The sequence below is a fragment of the Pseudomonas sp. NPDC008258 genome, assembly GCF_042956345.1.
Lineage (GTDB): Bacteria > Pseudomonadota > Gammaproteobacteria > Pseudomonadales > Pseudomonadaceae > Aquipseudomonas.
In genome coordinates this window covers 301,935-322,132 of sequence record NZ_JBIBGE010000001.1, presented here as the reverse complement: position 1 = coordinate 322,132, position 20,198 = coordinate 301,935, and the positions used below count along the sequence as shown (strand labels likewise).

16 protein-coding genes are annotated in these 20,198 nt (G+C 63.3%); 7 read left to right on the top strand and 9 right to left on the bottom strand.

Going from position 1 to position 20,198, the window contains the following annotated elements:
- Nucleotides 1-2: 2 nt before the first annotated feature.
- The 8 genes from ACFY9W_RS01430 to edd form a co-directional block, all read right to left on the bottom strand.
- Nucleotides 3-848, bottom strand: a complete 846-nt coding sequence (locus ACFY9W_RS01430; RefSeq protein WP_391124750.1) for an ABC transporter permease subunit — start codon at nt 846-848, stop codon at nt 3-5.
- Entirely contained in the window at nt 841-1,749 is a 909-nt protein-coding gene (locus ACFY9W_RS01425) for a carbohydrate ABC transporter permease (RefSeq protein WP_003255050.1), read from the bottom strand. The genes ACFY9W_RS01430 and ACFY9W_RS01425 overlap by 8 nt, the downstream gene beginning before the upstream one ends.
- Nucleotides 1,750-1,909: 160 nt before the next feature.
- A complete protein-coding gene (locus ACFY9W_RS01420; protein WP_391124746.1) occupies nt 1,910-3,196 on the bottom strand; it encodes an extracellular solute-binding protein in 1,287 nt (428 codons plus the stop codon).
- Between the two features lie 107 nt (nt 3,197-3,303).
- Nucleotides 3,304-4,551, bottom strand: coding sequence for an AGE family epimerase/isomerase (locus ACFY9W_RS01415; RefSeq protein WP_391124743.1), 1,248 nt, complete (start codon nt 4,549-4,551; stop codon nt 3,304-3,306).
- 210 nt (nt 4,552-4,761) lie between these two features.
- A complete protein-coding gene (locus ACFY9W_RS01410; RefSeq protein WP_391124740.1) occupies nt 4,762-6,216 on the bottom strand; it encodes an ATP-binding protein in 1,455 nt (484 codons plus the stop codon).
- On the bottom strand, nt 6,197-6,895 hold the full coding sequence (gene gltR, locus ACFY9W_RS01405; RefSeq protein ID WP_391124815.1) for a two-component system response regulator GltR: 699 nt from the start codon (nt 6,893-6,895) through the stop codon (nt 6,197-6,199). Before gltR ends, ACFY9W_RS01410 begins: the two co-directional genes overlap by 20 nt.
- Nucleotides 6,896-7,094: 199 nt before the next feature.
- Nucleotides 7,095-8,057: a glucokinase gene (locus ACFY9W_RS01400; protein WP_391124737.1), complete on the bottom strand. Its 963-nt coding sequence runs from the start codon at nt 8,055-8,057 to the stop codon at nt 7,095-7,097.
- Nucleotides 8,054-9,880 (bottom strand): phosphogluconate dehydratase, encoded by a 1,827-nt coding sequence (gene edd, locus ACFY9W_RS01395; RefSeq protein ID WP_391124734.1) that lies wholly within the window; start codon nt 9,878-9,880, stop codon nt 8,054-8,056. Before edd ends, ACFY9W_RS01400 begins: the two co-directional genes overlap by 4 nt.
- A 264-nt stretch (nt 9,881-10,144) precedes the next feature.
- Here edd and gap point away from each other — a divergent pair, with 264 nt between their 5' ends.
- From gap to ACFY9W_RS01365, 6 genes are all read left to right on the top strand, one after another.
- Entirely contained in the window at nt 10,145-11,146 is a 1,002-nt protein-coding gene (gene gap, locus ACFY9W_RS01390) for a type I glyceraldehyde-3-phosphate dehydrogenase (RefSeq protein ID WP_391124731.1), read from the top strand.
- Nucleotides 11,147-11,388: 242 nt separating this feature from the next.
- The gene (locus ACFY9W_RS01385) at nt 11,389-11,901 is read left to right on the top strand and encodes a sigma-70 family RNA polymerase sigma factor (protein WP_391124728.1); all 513 of its coding nucleotides are present in this window, start codon (nt 11,389-11,391) and stop codon (nt 11,899-11,901) included.
- 88 nt (nt 11,902-11,989) lie between these two features.
- Nucleotides 11,990-12,952, top strand: a complete 963-nt coding sequence (locus ACFY9W_RS01380) for a FecR domain-containing protein (RefSeq protein WP_391124725.1) — start codon at nt 11,990-11,992, stop codon at nt 12,950-12,952.
- Between the two features lie 126 nt (nt 12,953-13,078).
- Entirely contained in the window at nt 13,079-15,655 is a 2,577-nt protein-coding gene (locus ACFY9W_RS01375) for a TonB-dependent hemoglobin/transferrin/lactoferrin family receptor (protein ID WP_391124722.1), read from the top strand.
- Between the two features lie 203 nt (nt 15,656-15,858).
- Entirely contained in the window at nt 15,859-16,452 is a 594-nt protein-coding gene (locus ACFY9W_RS01370; protein ID WP_391124720.1) for a biliverdin-producing heme oxygenase, read from the top strand.
- A gap of 54 nt (nt 16,453-16,506) precedes the next feature.
- Complete coding sequence (locus ACFY9W_RS01365; protein WP_016501292.1) at nt 16,507-16,920, top strand: YbaN family protein; 414 nt, start codon at nt 16,507-16,509, stop codon at nt 16,918-16,920.
- Here the strand turns inward: ACFY9W_RS01365 and arcD (ACFY9W_RS01360) are convergent.
- Nucleotides 16,900-18,327 (bottom strand): arginine-ornithine antiporter, encoded by a 1,428-nt coding sequence (gene arcD / locus ACFY9W_RS01360; RefSeq protein ID WP_391124718.1) that lies wholly within the window; start codon nt 18,325-18,327, stop codon nt 16,900-16,902. The genes ACFY9W_RS01365 and arcD (ACFY9W_RS01360) overlap by 21 nt on opposite strands.
- Nucleotides 18,328-18,761: 434 nt before the next feature.
- Here arcD (ACFY9W_RS01360) and arcD (ACFY9W_RS01355) point away from each other — a divergent pair, with 434 nt between their 5' ends.
- Entirely contained in the window at nt 18,762-20,189 is a 1,428-nt protein-coding gene (gene arcD, locus ACFY9W_RS01355; protein ID WP_338746204.1) for an arginine-ornithine antiporter, read from the top strand.
- The last annotated feature ends 9 nt before the right edge of the window (nt 20,190-20,198 follow it).

Genomic DNA, 20,198 nt, shown 5'->3' with positions numbered 1-20,198 from the left:
ACTTACCCCTTGACCGCGCCGGCCGTGAGCCCGCGGACGAAATATTTGCCTGCTACCACGTAGACCAGCAGGGTTGGCAGGCCGGCGATCATCGCCGCCGCCATGTCGACGTTGTATTCCTTGGCCCCGGTGCTGGTGTTGACCAGGTTGTTCAGGGCCACGGTGATCGGTTGCGAGTCGCCGCTGGAGAACACCACACCGAACAGGAAGTCGTTCCAGATCTGGGTGAACTGCCAGATCAGGCAGACCATGATGATGGGCGTGGACATCGGCAGGATGATGCGGCGGAAAATGGTGAAAAACCCGGCACCGTCCAGGCGCGCGGCCTTCACCAGCGCATCGGGGATGCTCACGTAGAAGTTGCGGAAAAACAGCGTGGTAAAGGCCAGGCCGTAGACCACATGCACCAGCACCAGGCCGCCGGTGGTGCTGGCCAGGCCGAGCTTGCCGAGGGTGAACGAGGCCGGCAGCAGCACGGTCTGGAACGGCAGGAAGCAGCCGAACAGCAGCAGGCCGAAGAACAGCTGCGAGCCACGAAAACGCCACATCGACAGCACATAGCCGTTCAACGCGCCGATGGCGGTGGAGATCAATACCGCTGGCACGGTGATCATGATCGAGTTCCAGAAGTACCCGCTGACCGTGCCCCAGGCCTTGACCCAGCCAATGCCGGTAATCACCTGCGGCCAACTCAGCAGGTTGCCGGTGCTGATGTCTTCCGGGGTCTTGAAGCTGGTCAGCAGCATCACCACCAGCGGCACCAGGTACAACAGCACCGCAGCCAGCAGTACGGCGTGGATGGCGATGCGGCTCGCGCTCAGCGGCGCCTTGTTGGCAGGGCTATGCATGGCGTTTGCTCCGCAGCTCCGAGTACAGGTAAGGCACGAGGATCGCCAGGATCGCCCCGAGCATGAGGATGGCGCTGGCCGAGCCCATGCCCATCTGGCCGCGGCTGAAGGTAAACGAGTACATGAACATGGCCGGCAGGTCGGATGAGTAGCCCGGGCCGCCTGCGGTCATTGCTGCCACCAGGTCGAAGCTCTTGATGGCAATGTGCGAAAGGATCATCAACGCACTGAAGAACACCGGGCGCAGGCTGGGTAGCACCACGGTCCAGTAGATGCGTGGCAGGCTGGCGCCATCCATCTGCGCTGCGCGGATGATCGACGGGTCCACACCACGCAGGCCGGCCAGGAACATCGCCATGATGAAGCCCGAGGCCTGCCACACGGCGGCTATCACCAGGCAATACACCACCCGGTCAGGGTCGATCAGCCAGTCCAGGCGAAAGCCCTCCCAGCCCCAGTCGCGCAGCAGCTTGTCCAGCCCCATGCCGGGGTTGAGCAGCCACTTCCAGGCGGTGCCGGTCACGATCATCGACAGTGCCATGGGGTACAGGTAAATAGTGCGGATGAAGCCTTCGCGGCGGATGCGCTGGTCCAGCAGCACCGCCAGCAACACGCCAATAGCCAGGCTGATGGCGATGAACAGGCCGCCGAACAGCAGCAGGTTCTTGCTGGCCACCCACCAGCGGTCGTTGTCGAACAGCCGGGCGTATTGCGCAAGGCCGGCCCATTTGTAGGTGGGCAGGAAGGTCGAGGTAGTGAAAGACAGCACGAAGGTCCAGAGGATGTAGCCGTAGAAGCCCACCAGGACGATGAACATGCTGGGCGCAAGCACCAGCTTGGGCAGCCAGCGCTGAAGCGCGTCCAGGGGTGAGGCCCGCAGTTGGGCGGTGGTTGTGGTCATGATGTGGTACCCGAAGCCCAGGCAGTGTGGGGTTCTGCCTTTTGTGTTGTCGGTACTGGCCCTATCGCCGGCAAGCCAGCTCCCACAGGGTATTCACTGCCTTTGAGAGCTGTGGGGTACCTGTGGGAGCTGGCTTGCCGGCGATAGGGCCATCAGGTCTTCACTGGGCAGACTTGATCGCCGCTTCCAGTTTCTTCGCCGCATCGGCCGGGTCGGCCTTGGGGTCGTTGATGTAGTTGGTTACCACATCGAAGAACGCACCCTGCACGGCCAGCGTGGTGGCCATGTTGTGCGCCATGCTTGGCTGCAGGCCGCCGGTTTTGGCATCGGCAAGGAAGTCCTTGGCGGAGGTTTGCGCGCAGGCGTCGAAACCAAACTTGCCCATGTCGGCGAGCATGTCGTTGCGCACCGGGATCGAGCCTTTGTTGGTGCTGAAGACCTTCTGGAAGTCCTCACCCAGCACCTTGCGCGCGATGTCCTGCTGGCCGGCGGAGGTGCCAGCGTTGTTCTGCTTGAACACCGCCAGCGAGTCGATGTTGTACAGGAAGGCCTTGTCGGTACCGGGGAACGGCACGCACTGGTAATCCTTGCCGGCGGTTTTCTTCGCCAGGGTCCATTCGCTCTTGGCCCAGTCTCCCATGATCTGCATGCCGGCCTTGCCGTTGATGACCTTGGCGGCTTCCAGATTCCAGTCCTGGCCCTTGCCATCCGGGTCCATGTAGGTGGCGACCTTTTTCAGCTCGGTCAGCGCCTTGACCATCTGCGGGCCGGTCAGGGTCGCGCTGTCGAGGTCGACCATGGCCTTCTTGTAGCCGTCGGCCCCCATCACGGCCAGCACCACGCTTTCGAACACGGTGCTGTCTTGCCATGGCTGGCCACCATGGGCAAGCGGGATGAAGCCTGCGGCCTTGAGCTTGTCGGCGGCTGCATAGAATTCGTCGAGGTTGGCAGGCGCCTTGTCGATGCCGGCTTTCTTGAAGACTTCTGGGTTGATCCATAGCCAGTTGATGCGGTGGATGTTCACCGGTACGGCAACGTAGTCACCGTCGTACTTCACGGTGTCAGCGACCTTCTTGTCGAGTAGCGAGTCCCACTTCTCTTCCTTGGCCACGCCCTTGAGCACATCGGTGTCGAGCAGGCCGGTGGCCGCCCAGTCCTGGATGTCCGGGCCTTTGATTTGTGCAACACCCGGCGGGTTGCCGGCGACGGCGCGGCTCTTGAGCACTGTCATGGCCGTGGCACCGCCGCCACCGGCAACGGCGCCGTCCTTCCAGGTGAAGCCGTCTTTTTCGACCTGTGCCTTGAGCACATCGACTGCCGCCTTTTCACCGCCCGAGGTCCACCAGTGCACCACCTCGACACTGCCTTTGGATTCGGCAGCCTGGGCACCCAGCGGGATCAACGAGGCAAGGGAAATTGCGGCAGCGAGACAGAGCGTGGAATTCATCGAAGCACCTTTCTTGTTGTTATGCCGTGCAAGTCGATCGCTTGCGTAGCATGGAGTCTAAACAGCGTGGCCGCCCCTTCAGGTAACGAAGCGATGCGTGAATGTCATCATCTGGTTACATAGCCGGCCAGGTTGCTGGCCAGGCTGGGAGCAAGTGGCAGGCCTGGCAGCAGCAGCGCCTGATAGGCGTGATAAAGGTCGGGTTTGCCCGGCCAGATGGTCCCGGCGGTTTTGTTGCAGGCATCGAGTTCGTGGTGCCAGCTGCCAGCGACCGGGTCGATGAAGTGGTTGGCGATAAACCCCCAGCAGTTGCGGTACCACTGCTCGTACTGTGCCTCGCCAGTACGCTGCAACAGGGCGGCGGCGGCAGCGCAGGCTTCCGCGTGCACCCAGTGCAAACGCGCATGCACGACCGGGCGATCGGCCCAGTCCAGGGTGTAGACGAAACCAGGTTCGCCATCGGCGTTCCATGCCTGCTGGCAGGTTGTATCGAACAAGGCGCGGGCACACCCTTGCAGCCATTGCGGAGGCTGCAGGCCAGCCTGCTCGAGACTGGCCTCCAGGTGCAGCAGCAACCGCGCCCATTCCAGGGCATGCCCGGGCGTGGTGCCATAAGGCCGGAAGTGGTCGGCGGGGTGTTCGTGGTTGTAGTCCGGCAGCGGCTGCCAATGGGCGTCGAAATGTTCGATGACCTGATGACCGTTGGCAGCGGCATGGGTGAGGATGATGCGCTCGGCAATACGCAAGGCGCGTTGCAGCCACAGGGTGTTGCCAGTGACGTCTGCCAGGGCCAGGAATGCCTCGGTCGCGTGCATGTTGCTGTTGGCGCCACGGTACGGCTCAGGTAGCTGCCAGGCGCGGGAGAAGGCCTCTTGAAGGGCGCCTTCGGCTTCGCTCCAGAAGTGCGTTTCGATCACCTGCGTCGCGTCGTCCAGCAATGCGTGGGCGTCGGCTACGTCGGCCACCACTGCCGAGCTGGCAGCCAGGGCGACGAAGGCATGCAGGTAGGCGACCTTGCCGCTGTCTTCCTGCCCCCCGGGGTGGGCGAACCAGCCGCCGTAGCTGGCGTCCTGCATGGCACCGCGCAAGGCAGCCACGCCGTGTTCGGCATACGCCAGGCAACCGGGGATGCCCTGCAGGTGGGCCAGGGCGAAACAGTGGGTCATGCGCGCGGTGTTCATGGTTTCGGCGCGGGCACCGGGGGCGAGCTGCCCGTTGGCGTCGAGGTTGCCGAAGCCGTCAGGCAGTTTCGCGGCCTTGGCGAAATCCAGCAGGCGCTGTGCTTCGGCCCGGCGCCAGGCGTTGTGGGCCGGGGCTTTGAGCCAGCTGGTGGCAGGCAGATTGAGGGTGTTCATGGGCCAGCTTGATCCTTGCCAGTCGTTTGCGAATTCTAGCCAGCGGGGTTTTGGTGGATGTCACGAAGGACGGCGGGATTGTCACTGGGCAGTGACATTTGTGTTGCCTGTGCCGGCCTCTTCGCGGGCGCGCCCGCTCCCACAGGGATCACGCCGTACATGTGGGAGCGGGCTTGCCCGCGAAGAGGCCGGCACAGGCAGTACAGAATCTCAGTCCAGACCCCGTGGCAGGTACAAGGTCACCCGCAACCCGCCCTCACGCAGGTTCAGCAAGCTCACCTCACCGCCATGGCTATGGGCGATATTGCGTGCAATCCCCAACCCCAACCCGTACCCCTGCTGCTGCCCGGCCAGGCGGAAATGCGGCTCGAACACCTGCTCCAGCTGCTGCTGCGGTACGCCCGGGCCCTGATCGTCTACCTGCAACACGAAGCCATTGTCAGCGTCGATAATGCGCAGCCGCGCCCGCTCGCCGTACTTGATGGCGTTGTCGATCAGGTTGCCGATGCAGCGCCGCAGCGCCAACGGCTTGCCCGGGTACGGTGCCAGCGCCCGGCCATCGACGGTGATGCGACCGTCCCCCAGGTAAGGCTCAGCCAGGATCTCCAGCACCTGGTTGAGGTCGACCGGCTCGATGTTTTCGTGGATGTCGGTGTCCTTCACGCACTGCAAGGCGCCCTTGACCAGCAGCTCCAGCTCGTCGAGGTCCTGGCTGAACTTGGCCTGCAGGCGTTCGTCCTCCAGCAGTTCGACCCGCAGCCGCAACCGGGTGATCGGTGTGCGCAGGTCGTGGGAAATGGCGCTGAACAGCTGGCTGCGCTCGGTGAGGTAGCGGCTGATGCGCTCGCGCATGCTGTTGAACGCCCGGCTTACCTCAACCACTTCGCTGCCGCCACCTTCCGCCAGCGGCGCCACATCGGCCCCCAGCGACATCTCCCGCGCAGCCCGCGCCAGGCGCTTGAGTGGCCAACTTTGCCAATGCACCAGCAGGCCGATGAACAACAGCAGCAAGGCGGTGGTGAGCACGATGAAACCGATCTGCTGCCGGGGCAGGCGTTCGGCCTCAAGGCTGGTGTAAGGCTCGGGCAGCAGCGAAGCGATGTACAACCACTCGCCTTCACCCAGGCGGATTTGCGTTACCAGCACCGGCGGGTTCAGCGGCTCCAGGGTCAGTGAGTAATGCGCCCAGGAGCGTGGCAGCTCGTCGAGTTTCAGGCCACTGTTGAAAATGCGCAGGTCGTCAGGGCTGACGAACTCTACGGAAATCTCCATCTGCGACCCCAGGCGCTCGTGCAGCACCTGCTGGAACACATCGATCACCGCCTGCTTGCGCGGGGTGACGGGCAGTACCTGCATGTCCAGCGGCGTGGCGTTGAGCGATACGAAAAACCGCGTGCCGCCCATGCTGCGCAACTGGTCGAGCACCAGCGGCCGGTAAGCCACCGGCAACGAGCGGAAGTAGCTGACGCTGGCACTCATCGAATGGGCCAGGCTGCTGGCACTGGCACGCAGCCCCTGCAACTGGCTGGCGCGCAGTTGAGATACCCAGATGATGCTGGACAAGCCCTGGGCCAGCAGCACCACCAGCAGGGTCAGCAGCAGCATGCGCCCCAGCAACGAGCGCGGCAGCAGGCGCCAATGGCGCTCAGGGCGCACTGCAGACATGCGCCGCCAGCAGATAGCCACTGCCGCGCACGGTGCGGATCAGCCGGGGTGGTTTGTCGGTGTCACGCAGGCGCTGGCGCAGGCGGCTGACGCCCATGTCGACGATGCGGTCCAGCGGCATCGGCTCGCGGCCGCGGGTGGCGTTGCCGATGGTGTCACGGTCAAGAATCTGCTGCGGGTGGTCGAGGAACAGTTTGAGCAGGGCGAAATCGGCACCAGACAGCACCACCTCTTCGCCATCACGGTGGAACAGCCGGTGGCTGACCGTGTCCAGGCGCCAGTCGTCGAAGGCCAGCACCGCATTGCCCGGCGCCGCCTGGCCAAACTCGGCGCGACGCAGCAGGGCCTTGATCCGCGCTTGCAGTTCACGCGGGCTGAAGGGTTTGCCCAGGTAGTCGTCGGCGCCCAGTTCCAGGCCGATGACCCGGTCGGCTTCGTCGGAGCTGGCGGTGAGCATGATGATCGGCACGCGGGCCTGGCGCGGGTGCTGGCGGACCCAGCGGCACAAACTGAAGCCGTCTTCGTCGGGCAGCATGACGTCGAGGATGACCAGGTCGCAGGGGGTGCTTTCCAGCGCGCGGCGAAAGCCGGCGCCGTCGGCCTCGGCATGCACCTGGAAGCCGGAGCGGCTCAGGTAGGTTTGCAGCAGCTCGCGGATTTCCTGGTCGTCGTCGACCATCAGGATCGATTTGCCGGCAGTGGTCAAGGTGGTCCTTCCTCTTGTTGGTTACAGGTCTTTTTTGCCTGTTTTATTGGGGCTGCTCTGCAGCCCTTCGCGGGCTTGCCCGCTCCCACAGGGATCGCACAATTCATGAGCATAGCGATGCACTTGTGGGAGCGGGCAAGCCCGCGATGGGCCGCACAGCGGCCCCCTTCAACTATCCGTGATCCAGCGCCTGCTGCAAGGCCACACCAGCGCCCAGCAACCCGGAAAACTCTGCCGTTACCAGCCATACCGGCACGCCAGCAAAATAGCCACTCATGCAACCCTTGTCGGCAAAGCTTGTGGCAAACCCGCTGCGCAGGAACAGCTCGGCAAAACGCGGAATCACCCCGCCGACAATATAGACCCCGCCTCGGGCCCCCAGCGTGAGTACATTGTTACCAGCGACTCGCCCAAGGAAGCGACAAAACTGCTCGACCACCGCCAGCGCCCGTGGCTCGCCGCCCAGCGCGGCATCGGTGATCTGCGCAGGGGAAGTGTGCCGGGGTGTGTCGCCATCCAGCGCGCAGATGGCCTGATACAGCCGCACCAGGCCGCCACCACTGAGCACGGTCTCGGCACTGACATGGCCGATCTGCCCGTGGATCTGCTGGTGGATTGCCGCTTCGCGGGCATTGCCCACCGGCAGGTCGACATGGCCGCCCTCCCCCGGCAAGGCCTGCCAGTGCTGCTCGCCAAGGCGCAGCAGCGAACCCACGCCCAGGCCAGTGCCTGGCCCTATCACCAGCGCAGGTCGCGCCGGGTCGGCCTGGCCGGGGCACACCTCGCGGAATTCACCCTCGCGCAGGCGGGTCATGCCCAGCGCCATGGCGGTGAAGTCGTTGATCAGCAACAACCGCTCGACCTGCAAGGTCTTGCAGAAGGTCGTGCGGCTCAGGCGCCAGTGGTTATTGGTAAAGCGGAACTCATCGCCATCGACCGGCCCGGCCACCGCCAGGCACACTGCCGCCAAGCCGCCGCGGGCGATGCCCTGGCCGTGCAGGTAGGCCTCGATGGCCTGCTCCGGGCTGGTGTAGTCCGCGGTGGCAAACACCTTCACCTCGTGCAACTGGTTGTTACGCCACAACGCAAAACGGGCATTGGTGCCGCCGATGTCGCCAACCAGCAGGTCTTTCATTTGAGGTGCTCCAGGCCAGAGGTAAAGGCACTGGCGCCCTGCTCTGCCGGGCTGAACGCCATGCGCATGAAGCCGAAAAGCTCGCGCCCACAGCCCAGGTCGTTGCCCTGAGGTGCTGGCGGCAGGTCGCGGCTGGCCAGTTCTTCGGCCGACACCATCACCCGCAGCGTGCCTTCGACACCATCGACCCGCACGATATCACCATCTCGCACCCGCGCCAGCGGGCCGCCGTCATACGCTTCGGGGCAAACATGGATGGCCGCCGGAATCTTGCCCGAGGCACCCGACATGCGCCCGTCGGTAACCAGCGCCACTTTGTAGCCTCGGTCTTGCAGCACGCCGAGGAACGGCGTGAGCTTGTGCAGTTCTGGCATGCCGTTGCAGCGCGGGCCCTGGAAGCGCACCACGGCGACAAAGTCACGCTCCAGCTCGCCGGCCTTGAACGCATCGGCCAGCGACTGCTGGTCGTGGAATACCCGCGCCGGGGCTTCGACCACCTGATGCTCGGGGGCAACGGCAGAAACCTTCATCACGCCACGGCCCAGGTTGCCTTCCATCACCCGCAGGCCGCCTTCGGCCGAGAATGGCCGTGCCACCGGGCGCAGGATGCTTTCGTCCAGGCTCTGCTGCGGCCCTTCACGCCACACCAGTTTGCCGTTGTCGAGGAACGGTTCCCGGGTGTAGCGGCGCAGGCCATGGCCGGCCACTGTGTTGACGTCTTCGTGCAGCAGCCCGGCATCCAGCAGCTCGCGGATCAGGAACGCCATGCCGCCAGCGGCCTGGAAGTGGTTGATGTCGGCCTTGCCGTTGGGGTACACGTGCGACAGGGTCGGCACTACTTCGGACAGGTCGGCCATATCCTGCCAGGTCAGCTGAATACCGGCCGCCTGGGCAATCGCCGGGATGTGCAGGGTGTGGTTGGTCGAACCGCCCGTGGCGTGCAGGGCGACGATGGAGTTTACCAACGCCTTCTCGTCGACGATTTCGCCCAGCGGCATGAAGCTGCCGCTGGCCTTGGTCATTCGCGTGACCTGCTGCGCGGCCTCGGCGGTAAGCGCATCGCGCAGCGGCGTGTACGGGTTGACGAACGAAGCGCCCGGCAGATGCAGGCCCATCACTTCCATCACCAACTGGTTGGTGTTGGCGGTGCCGTAGAAGGTGCAGGTACCCGGGCTGTGATAGGAGTTCATCTCCGACTCCAGCAACTCTTCACGGCTGGCCTTGCCTTCGGCATAGCGCTGGCGCACGTCGGCCTTCTGCTTGTTGGAGATACCGGAAACCATTGGCCCACCTGGCACGAAGATGGTCGGCAGGTGGCCAAAGCGCAGTGCGCCCATCATCAGCCCCGGGACGATCTTGTCGCAGATACCCAGCATGAGCGCGGCGTCGAACATGTTGTGCGACAGCGCTACCGCAGTAGACATGGCAATGACTTCGCGGCTGGCGATGGCCAGCTCCATGCCCGGTTCGCCCTGGGTAACGCCATCGCACATGGCCGGCACACCACCGGCGAACTGGCCGACCGAACCGACCTCGCGCAGGGCCTGCTTGATCTGTTCGGGGAAGTGCAGGTACGGCTGGTGAGCAGACAGCATGTCGTTGTAGGCCGAGACGATGGCTACGTTGGCCGCATTCATCAGGCGCAGGGTCTGTTTGTCCTCGCTGCCGCAACCGGCCACGCCATGGGCGAAGTTGGCGCATTGCAGGCTGGCACGCATGGGGCCGTCACTGGCCGCGCCGCGAATCAGCTGCAGGTAGCGTTCGCGGGTGGCACGGCTGCGTTCGACCAGCCGCTGGGTGACCTCAAGGATGCGCGGATGCATGTACTGGACTCCAGGCTAATTGTAAGGGCGGTTTACCGGGCATTTCCCCTCCAAACGATTGCGGCCTAGGCTCAAGGTAAGGAGCCCGCTGCATCGGTGGAGGCACATCGCCCAACCACTCGTTGTATGTTTAAACAAAATACTGCCACTAAAAAGGCTTGTTTTCTATCAGCCAGTGAATAATCTTGTAATTCCAACAACAAAACCGTTTCAGTGAAGCTCCTTTTTGCCACAGGTTTCACTCGGACTGCCAGAGGTACTGCCATGACCCTACGCATCGCCATCAATGGATTCGGCCGCATCGGGCGCAACGTCCTGCGCGCACTGTATACCCAAGGCTACCGCCAGGACCTGCAGGTCGTCGCCATCAACGACCTGGGCGACAGCGCCATGAATGCCCACCTGCTCAAATACGACAGCGTGCACGGCACCTTCGACGCCACGGTCGAGGCCGACCACGAAAGCCTCACGGTCAATGGTGACCGTATTGCGGTCAGTGCCATCCGCAACCCGGCCGAGCTGCCCTGGAAGGCCGAGGCGATCGACGTGGTGTTCGAGTGCACCGGGCTGTTCACCGACCGCGCCAAGGCTGCCGCGCACCTGGCCGCCGGGGCTGGCAAGGTGATTGTCTCAGCACCGGCCAAGGGCGCCGATGCCACGGTGGTGTACGGGGTCAACCACGACATCCTGCGGGCCTCGCACCAGGTCATTTCCAACGCCTCCTGTACCACCAACTGCCTGGCGCCGATCGCCCAGGTGCTGCACCGCGAGTTCGGCATCGAGCAGGGCCTGATGACCACCATTCACGCCTACACCAACGACCAGGTGCTGACCGATGTGTACCACAGCGACCCGTACCGCGCGCGCTCGGCCACCCAGTCGATGATCCCGAGCAAGACTGGCGCCGCCGAAGCCGTGGGCCTGGTGCTGCCGGAACTGGCCGGCAAGCTGACCGGCATGGCGGTGCGGGTACCGGTGATCAACGTGTCGCTGGTGGACCTCACCGTCAACCTCAAGCGCGAAGCCACCGCCGAGCAGGTCAACCAGCTGTTCCTTGAAGCCAGCAAGCACTCCAGGGTATTGGGCTACAACGCCTTGCCGCTGGTTTCCTGCGATTTCAACCACAACCCGCTGTCGTCGATCTTCGACGCCAACCACACCCGGGCCAACGGGCGCATGCTCAAGGTGCTGGCCTGGTACGACAATGAGTGGGGGTTCAGTAACCGGATGCTGGATAACTGTTTGGCGCTGTGCCGGGCAAGCTGACGCACGCTTTGTGGGAGCGGCCTTGCGTCGCGAAAGGGCCGCGAAGCGGCCCCCGTACTTCAGCTTTTGCGCAGAAATTTCTGGGGCTGCTTTGCAGCCCTTTCGCGACGCAAGGCCGCTTCCACAAAAGAACGCTGACCTCCTGCAACGTACAATCTTTACCTTTTCCTAACATTTCCACACTTGACCTCAGGCACAGATGATAAGCATTATCATTAACCTTTCGTCGGCCAGGTCCCCCCGTGAGTCAGTCCCGGTTCAACTCTGTCTTCCTCGTCCAGCGCCTTACCCTGCTGCGCACCTTGCAGCGCATGGTCGGTAACCCCAGCACCGCCGAGGACCTGCTGCAGGAAACCTACCTGCGGGTTTCCCGCGCCCTGGGCGAGCGGCCCATCGAGCATATCGAGCCGTTCGTGTTCCAGACCGCACGCAACCTGGCACTGGACCACCTGCGGGCACGCCGGGTGCAGGCCCGCATGCTGGTCGACGACGTGCCCGACGAAGTGCTGCACAGCGTGGCCGCACCCGCCACCAGCAGCGAAGATGCCGCCCACGCCGAGCAGTTGCTCAAGCACCTGAGCCTCAGCCTCAACCAGCTGAGCGAACGCCAGCAGCGCATCTTCATCCTCAGCCGCCTGCATGGCGCCACCTATCTGGAAATTGCCGAGCAACTGAAGGTTTCGCCCAGCACGGTACAGAAGGAGCTAAAGCTGATCATGGCGATCTGCATGGGTGTCGCCGACCGCCTCAAGTGAGCCGACCGCAGCCAGGCGGTTACGCAAAGCCCTTGCCACACCCCGCCTTAGCCTTGATCATTCGCGAAAAACCATTCAAGGATTCACCGTGACTGACAGCCCCGCCCCTCGCCCGTCACCCGCCGGGCCCAGCGCCCGTGCTCGTGCCATGGACGAGGCGCTGGACTGGCTGGTGCGCCTGCAATGTGCCAGCACCGAAGACACCCAGGCCTTTGAAGCCTGGCTGAGCGCCGCACCGGAAAACGCCGAGGCCTATGTCGAGGCCGAAGCCCTGTGGAATGGTACGCCGCTGCACCATGTAGCCACGCAGCTGCACCAGCAGCAACGCCGCTCATGGCGCGGGCGCCTGCGCAGCCACTGGAAACCGTTGGCCACTGCGGCAGTGCTGCTGGTCGGGCTGTTTACTGTCGGCAACCTGCCCATGCGCCTGCAAGCTGACCACCTGACTGTGGTGGGAGAGCGCCAGCGTCTGCAACTGGACGACGGTGCCAAGGTGCTGCTCAACACCAACTCGGCATTTGCCAGCGACCGTCGCGACGGCCGCCAGGTAGCCCGCCTGCTGCAGGGCGAGGCCTACTTTCAGGTACCCGAGGACGCGTTGCTGCCGCTGGAGGTGGAAGCCGGGCCGCTGCGTGCCCAGGTGCGTAACACCGACTTTGCCGTGCGCTACCTCGATGGCGAGGCCCAGGTGCGGGTGCAACGCGGTGATGTCGACCTGCAGGGCGCGCGCGACCAGCGCATCCGCCTGAGTGCCGGTGACAGCATCAGCGTCGGCCCGCAGGGCTTCAGCCAGCGCCAGCGCCCCGACATGAACAAGGACCTGGCCTGGGTCGACGGCCGCCTGGTCTTCGAGAACTGCCCGTTGAGCCAGGTGCTGGCCGAAGTGCGGCGCTATTACCCCGGCTGGATCATCAACCGCAATGCGCAACTGGAAGACGTTGCCGTCACCGGCAACTACCGCCTCGACCAGCCACTGGAAACCCTGCGCGCACTGGCCCACATCACCTCGGCACAGCTGCACGAGTACCCGGCGCTGGTCATCCTGAACTGACCCGCAAATTATTTTTACGCGATCGCGCTACCCCGCCCGTCTCGTTATAGCCAATGCAACTGATTCTTGTTTGAAAACGAGAACAGCCATCACCTATAACAGCCCGCGCATCTGGGAGCGCTACCGATGTCCACTGGTCCTACCCGCTCGTCCACCCTTCCCCGTCTGTCCCTGTTGACCTTGGCCCTGCTCGCCAGCGGCGCCTGCAGCCTGCCTGCGCTGGCCGCCGAACCGGCCCAGGCCAGCAGCCCGCGCATGGGTGACTACCGCTTCAGCATCAGCCAGCAGCCGCTGGTGTCGGCAATCAACGCCTTCAGCCAGGTCACCGGTTGGCAAGTCGGCTTCAGCGCCGAGCTGGCCGATGGCGTGGCTTCGCCGGGTGTACAAGGTTCGCTGGCACCCGAAGCGGCGCTCAAGCGCCTGCTGCACGGTACTGGCCTGGGTTTCCGCAAGATCAGCAACGGCAACGTGGTACTTGAACGCCAGGCCAGCGGCAACGTGGTGGCCCTGCAGCAGGTGACCGTCAGCGCCACCCGTAGCGCCCAGGACGTCAGCCAGGTGCCCAGCACCGTCAGCGTGCAGACCCGCGAGCAACTGGACCGGCAGAACGTCAACAACATCCAGGACCTGGTGCGCTACGAGCCGGGTGTGTCGGTGGCCGGTACAGGTCAGCGCAGCGGCCTGAACGGCTACAACATCCGCGGTATCGACGGCGAGCGGATCCTTACCCAGGTCGACGGCGTGTCGATCCCCGACAGCTTCTTCTACGGCCCCTACGCGCAAACCCAGCGCAACTACGTCGACCCGGAAATCGTCAAGCGCGTGGAAATCCTCCGCGGCCCGGCCTCGGTGCTGTACGGCAGCAACGCCATCGGCGGTGCGGTGAGCTACTTCACCCTCGACCCGGACGACATCATCAAGCCCGGCAAGGACGTAGGCGCACGCCTGAAAACCGGCTACAGCTCGGCTGACGAAAGCTGGCTGACCTCCGCTACCGTCGCTGGCCGCGAGGGCGATTTCGATGGCCTGCTGCACCTGAGCCAGCGCAACGGCCACGAGACTGAAACCCACGGCAACCACAGCGGCGACGGCCTGTCGCGCACCGAAGCCAACCCGATGGACGTGCGCACCACCAACGTGCTGGCCAAGCTGGGCTGGAACTACGCCGACGACGCGCGCCTGGGTTTCACCTACGAACGCTACAAGGATGACCGCGACCAGAACATCCTCAGCGCGGTGGGCGGGCCGTTCATTCCCGGCTTTGGCGGCATGGGCTACTACAAGGCGCGCAGCGGCAACGACACCATCACCCGCGAGCGCTTCGGCATCAACCATGAGTTCGGCCTGGATTCGCTGGTTGCCGACCACGTGAAATGGAGCCTCAACTACCAGATCGCCAAGACCGACCAGCACACCGAAGAAGTCTACGCACCGCCCGGTCGCCAGGTGCTGCGTACCCGCGACACCACCTACAAGGACCGCCAGTGGGTATTCGACGCCCAGCTGGACAAGGCCTTCAGCATCGGCGCCACCGACCACCTGCTCACCTACGGCACCACGCTCAAGCACGAGAAGGTCACCGGCTCGCGCAGTGGCACCGGCACCTGCCTGACCATTGGCTCCGGTTGCACCGCCGTCGGCGCCGACCGTGCGGCAGACGGCCAGGCACTGGTCAGCGATTTCCCAGACCCGACCGTGAACACCTACAGCCTGTTCGTGCAGGACGAGATCCGCTGGAACAACTGGACCTTCATGCCCGGCGCCCGCTACGACTACACGCGCATGGAGCCCAAGTTCACCGACGAATTCCTGCGTGGCCTGGCGTCGACCGGTACGGCACCTACCTCCCAGGACGACTCGGACAAGAAGTGGCACCGCGTCTCGCCCAAGTTTGGCCTGACCTATGCCTTCAACGACAACTACACCTGGTACGGCCAGTATGCCGAAGGCTTCCGCACGCCGACGGCCAAAGCCATGTATGGTCGCTTTGAAAACATCGAGCAAGGCTACCGTGTAGAGGGCAACCCGAACCTCGAACCGGAGAAGAGCAAAAGCTACGAAACCGGCCTGCGTGGCAACTTCGACGCCGGCAACTTCGACGTGGCGGTGTACTACAACAAGTACCGCGACTTCATTGACGAAGACGCGGTGCAAAGCGCCAATCTGGAGCAGACCTTCCAGGCCAACAACATCAAGCACGCCACCATCAAGGGTGCCGAGGTCAAAGGCCGCCTGAACCTGGACCACTTTGGTGCTCCACAAGGTCTGTACACCCAGGGTTCGATTGCGTACACCTACGGTCGCAACGATGACACCGGCCAGCCGCTGAACAGCGTCAACCCGCTGAAGGGCGTGTTCGGCCTGGGTTACGAGCAGCAGAACTACGGCGGCCTGCTGAGCTGGACATTGGTCAAGCGCAAGACCCGTGTCGACGACAGCAACTTCTACTCGCCCGATGGCTCGACTTCCAAGTTCCGCACCCCTGGTTACGGCGTGCTGGACCTGACCGGTTTCTACAAGGTCACCGACGACGTCACCATCAACGCCGGGCTGTACAACCTCACCGACAAGAAGTACTGGCAGTGGGATTCGGTACGCAGCTACGACGGCCAGGGTGAAGCTGGTGTGACCCAGCCAGCCAACATCGACCGCCTGAGCATGCCGGGGCGCAACTTCGGTATCAATGTGGTGTGGGATATCTGATCCCACTGGCCTGTACTGGCCTCTTCGCGGGCACGCCCGCTCCCACAGGTATTTCGCAAGTCTTGAGGCCTGTGGTTTCCCTGTGGGAGCGGGCGTGCCCGCGAAGAGGCCGGTACAAACACCACTAAAACCCAGTTTTTTTACTGTCCCGCCCCCGCTGTTTCGTCTTGTATCTAGACGCCCCTTTTTCCAAGGACTGCCCCATGACCGACCGCCCAGCCCTGCGCTCCCAGCGCCTGAACCAGATCACCCACGCCCCGCACGCCGAGCTGGATGCCCTGGTCAAATCGCACAAGCCGTTCGACAGCCGCGAAAGCTTTGCCCGCTTCGTCGTAGCCCAGTACCTGTTCCAGTCCGAGCTGCAAGCGCTGTACAACGACCCGCAACTGATCGCCATCGTCCCCGACCTGGCCGAGCGCTGCCGTGCCGACCAGGCCCGCCTGGACCTTGCCGACCTCGACACCGAAGTACCCGCTGCCGTGCCTGGCGCCTTGGGCAAACCAAGCCTGGGCGAGGCAATGGGCTGGATCTTCGTCTCCGAAGGCTCCAAACTGGGCGCTGCGTTTCTGATCAAGCGTGCCGTGGCCCTGGAGCTGTCCGACAGTTTCGGTGCCCGTCATCTGGGCGAGCCGGCCGGTGGCCGTGCCGAGGGCTGGAAGCAATTCACCCGCATCCTCGATGGCCTTGAGCTGTCGGCCGAAGAGGACGCCGCCGCCGAGCGCGGTGCAGTTGCTGCCTTCGAGCGTTTCACCGAACTGCTCAAGCATGCCTATGCTGCGGATGCCGCGCTGGCCTGATACGCCGTACCCGGCCACCCTACCGGTGGCCGAACCGCTTTTTGCAGTGAGACCATGACCCGACCTGCCCGCTCGAAGATCGCCCGCCTGTTGTATGGAATCCTGGCTTACGTAAGCCTTGGGGTGGGCTTGGTGGCGATCGTCATTCCTGGTTTGCCGACCACCGAATTCATCCTGCTGGCTGCCTGGGCAGCTACCCGCAGCTCGCCGCGTTTGTCTGCCTGGCTGGAGAACCACCGGCTGTTCGGGCCAATCCTGTACAACTGGCGCAATGGCAAGGTGATCCAGCGCCGGGCCAAGGTAAGCGCGACCATCAGCATGCTGCTGTGCGCAGGCCTGATGCTGACCTTCCTGGAACACCACTGGCCGGTGTTCCTGGCCATCGCCGGCATGACCCTGGGCAACCTGTGGATCTGGTCACGCCCGGAACATGCCTGCCCAGCCCCGTCACAAGCTCAACAGCCCTGAATACAGGGCGTAGGCTGCCAAAGCAGCGCCCGCCAGCACGGCAGCGAAAATCAGCTTCTCCCAGGTGGTGAACAACGCCTGCCCCTGCTCGCGCTTGGCCCTTGCGAACAGGATCACCCCCGGTGCGTACAACAGCGCCGAAAGCAGCAGGTACTTCAGCCCCCCTGCGTACAGCAGCCACACGGCATACAGCAAGGCCACCAGCGCCACCAGCAAGTCCTTGCGCCGCACCCCCGGCTGCCCGGCATACGTTTCTGCACGCGCCGCCAACAGCACGGCATAGGCCGCCGACCACAGGTACGGCACCAGGATCATCGACGAAGCCAGGTAGATCAGGCTGGTGTAGGTGCCGGCCGAGAACAGCGTAATCAGCAAAAAGCCCTGGATCATGCAGTTGGTCAGCCATAGGGCATTGGCCGGCACATGGTTGGCGTTTTCCTTGGCCAGGAAACGCGGCATGGTCTTGTCCCGCGCCGTGGCAAAAAGGATTTCGGCACACAGCAGCGCCCATGACAGCAAGGCACCGAGCAGCGAAACCGCCAGGCCAAGGCTGATCAGCAAAGCCCCCCAAGGCCCGACAATATGCTCCAGCACCGAAGCCAGTGAAGGGTTTTGCAGACCGGCCAGCTCCGGCTGGGTCATTACCCCCAGCGACAGCACATTCACCAGCACCAGCAGCGCCAACACCCCCAGAAAGCCAATGACCGTGGCCTTGCCAACGTCCGAACGGCGCTGGGCGCGCCCGGAATACACACTGGCGCCCTCGATGCCGATGAACACGAACACGGTCACCAGCATCATGTTGCGTACCTGCTCCAGCACGCTGCCAAACTGCGGGTTGCTCAGGCCCCAGATATCCCGGGTGAAAATGTCGGCGCGAAAAGCAAACGCCGCAATCACCACGAACATCACCAGCGGCACCAGCTTGGCCACAGTGGTTACCTGGTTGATGAACGCGGCTTCCTTGATGCCGCGCAGCACCAGAAAGTGCACCGACCAGAGCAGCACCGAGGCGCAGCCGATGGCAATTGGCGTGTTGCCTTCGCCAAACACCGGGAAGTAGAAGCCCAAGGTGCTGAACAGCAGCACGAAGTAACCGACGTTACCCAGCCAGGCACTGATCCAGTACCCCCAGGCCGAGGAAAAACCCATGTAATCCCCGAAGCCAGCCTTGGCGTAGGCGTAAACACCCGAATCCAGCTCCGGCTTGCGGTTGGCCAGGGTCTGGAACACGAAGGCCAGTGCCAGCATGCCGACGGCGGTAATGCCCCAGCCAATCAGCACTGCCCCCACGTCGGCACGCGCCGCCATGTTCTGCGGCAGCGAGAAGATCCCGCCACCGATCATCGAGCCCACCACCAGCGCGATCAGCGCGCCCAGGCGCAGCTTCTGTCCCGGTTCGCTCATGCATCCCCCGTTTTTTCGCGCTGTAATGACTTTGAAACAGCCCTGCGCGCCATATAAATGTTGTTACTTATAATGGAACACGCCATTAAACCTATAGCACTCATAACTGCTTTGTCTATGCACCAATCCTTATAACGCTAGCAGCTGCCCAGCAACTGGAAAAGTTCCCGTTAAAACTCGAAATTATTGTGAAAAATTTGCGAAAGCGGCAAAAGCGGCTAGCTTCAAGCATCGCAGGCTGAACAGAGCGTTTGCTCTAGAAAGACATGGAGGTGCCAGCGCGCAAGGCCTGCAGCTTAAGCTGTCGGCACTCTCCAGGAGCACCGTGAAGGAAATTTCCTACCTTCACGTCACCATAAACTGACACACGTCAGGTTGTGGCTGAGGCGTCAGATTTATTCTTACGTCAACTTTCTCCTGGCAGGAGTTGTTAAATGTCTGATTCATCCGGAAAACTAAAGCTCGGCGCGTTAGTTGCACTTGTCGTCGGCTCGATGATTGGTGGTGGGATCTTCTCGCTGCCGCAAAACATGGCGGCCAGCGCTGGGGTTGGTGCCGTGCTGATCGGCTGGGGTATCACCGCCGTCGGCATGCTGACCCTGGCCTTCGTGTTCCAGACCCTGGCCAACCGCAAGCCTGACCTGGATGGCGGGGTGTATGCCTACGCCAAGGCCGGTTTTGGCGACTACATGGGCTTCTCTTCGGCCTGGGGCTACTGGATCAGTGCCTGGCTGGGCAACGTCGGCTACTTCGTGCTGCTGTTCAGCACCCTGGGCTACTTCTTCCCGATCTTCGGTGAAGGCAACACGCCGGCCGCCATCATTGGCGCGTCGGTCCTGTTGTGGGCGGTACACTTCCTGGTGCTGCGCGGCATCAAGGAAGCGGCATTCATCAACCTGGTCACCACCGTGGCCAAAGTGGTGCCGCTGGTGCTGTTCGCACTCATCTGCCTGTTCGCCTTCAGGCTCGACATCTTCACCGCCGACATCTGGGCATTGGGTACGCCAGAGCTGGGCAGTGTGATGAACCAGGTGCGCAACATGATGCTGGTCACTGTGTGGGTGTTCATCGGCATCGAGGGCGCGAGCATCTTCTCGTCCCGGGCGGAAAAACGCTCTGACGTGGGCAAGGCCACGGTCATCGGCTTTGTTACCGTGCTGCTGTTCCTGGTACTGGTCAACGTGCTGTCGCTGGGCATCATGACCCAACCGGAACTGGCCAAGCTGCAGAACCCGTCGATGGCTGCCGTGCTGGAGCATGTGGTCGGCCACTGGGGTGCGGTGCTGATCAGCGTCGGCCTGATCATCTCGCTGCTGGGTGCCCTGCTGTCGTGGGTGCTGCTGTGTGCCGAGATCATGTTCGCCGCCGCCAAGGACCACACCATGCCGGAGTTCCTGCGCCGCGAAAACGCCAACCAGGTACCGGCCAACGCCCTGTGGCTGACCAACGCCATGGTGCAGATCTTCCTGGTCATCACGCTGTTCTCCAACAGCACCTACCTGTCGCTGATCTACCTCGCCACCTCGATGATCCTGGTGCCTTACCTGTGGTCGGCGGCCTACGCCTTCCTGCTGGCCCTGCGCAGCGAAACCTACGAACAGGCCCTGGCCGAACGCAAGAAAGACCTGATCATCGGTGGTATCGCCCTGTTGTACGCCATCTGGCTGCTGTACGCCGGCGGCGTGAAATACCTGCTGCTCTCGGCCCTGCTCTACGCACCTGGCGCCATCCTGTTCGCCAAGGCCAAGCGTGAGGTAGGCCAACCTGTCTTCACCAACGTGGAAAAACTGATCTTCGCAGCCGTGGTCATCGGCGCCCTGGTGGCAGCCTTCGGCCTGTACGACGGCTTCCTGACCCTTTGACCCACGTCT